This window comes from Paraburkholderia sp. A1RI_3L (genome assembly GCF_048957895.1).
GTDB lineage: Bacteria > Pseudomonadota > Gammaproteobacteria > Burkholderiales > Burkholderiaceae > Paraburkholderia > Paraburkholderia kururiensis.
In genome coordinates this window covers 1-771 of the sequence record NZ_JARCHA010000057.1, presented here as the reverse complement: position 1 = coordinate 771, position 771 = coordinate 1, and the positions used below count along the sequence as shown (strand labels likewise).

Below are 771 nucleotides of genomic sequence, written 5' to 3'. Positions count from 1 at the left end.
GGCGTCTTTCGGAGAAACGTGTCGCCGTCATGGGGCATGACGACGGTGACGCCGGTTTGAATGTCCCCGTCGTCGAGCGTCGCGTGGCCGACCGTCACGCCGGGCACGTCGCTGATGAGATCGCGCTGCCCCGACGGCAGAACACCGATCCGTGGAACGGCTTCTGCAGCGACTGCGCCGGACACACCGGGTTGCTGTACAGGCATTCGATACCTTATGTTGAATCGCGGGTACCGGTTCGCGTCACCGGTCGAGCTTGGGGTCGAGCGCGTCGCGCAGACCATCGCCGAGCAGATTGAAGGCCAGCACGGTCAGGAAGATCGCCACTGCGGGAAAAACCGCCACGTGCGGCGCGAGCATCATGTCCGAGCGCGCATCGTTGAGCATCGCGCCCCACTCCGGCGTCGGCGGTTGCGCGCCCATGCCGAGGAACGACAAGCTCGCTGCGGTGATGATCGACGTGCCGATGCGCATCGTCCCGTACACGACGATCGGCGAAATCGTACCGGGCAGAATGTGCCGAAACAGAATCACAAAGTCCGAGGCGCCGATGCTGCGCATCGCCTCGATGTAAAGCATGTGCTTGATCGACAGCGTGCTCGCGCGCACGAGCCGCGCAAACGCCGGCACGCTGAATACCGCAACCGCGATGATCACGTTGACCATGCTCGAGCCCAGCACCGCGACCACGCCGATCGCAAGCAGAATGCCGGGAAAGGCCAGCAGCACGTCCGATACCCGCATCGCGATACGGTCCCACCAGCCTTCGTA

Annotated in this window: 2 protein-coding genes; both read right to left on the bottom strand. The window is 64.1% G+C overall.

Annotated features, from left to right (window positions below):
• On the bottom strand, positions 1–185 hold a 185-nt coding region (locus PXJ20_RS32840; protein ID WP_421057505.1), incomplete at its 3' end, for a P1 family peptidase.
• A gap of 58 nt (positions 186–243) precedes the next feature.
• Positions 244–771: ABC transporter permease subunit (locus PXJ20_RS32835; RefSeq protein ID WP_421057504.1), on the bottom strand; the 528-nt coding region annotated here is incomplete at its 5' end.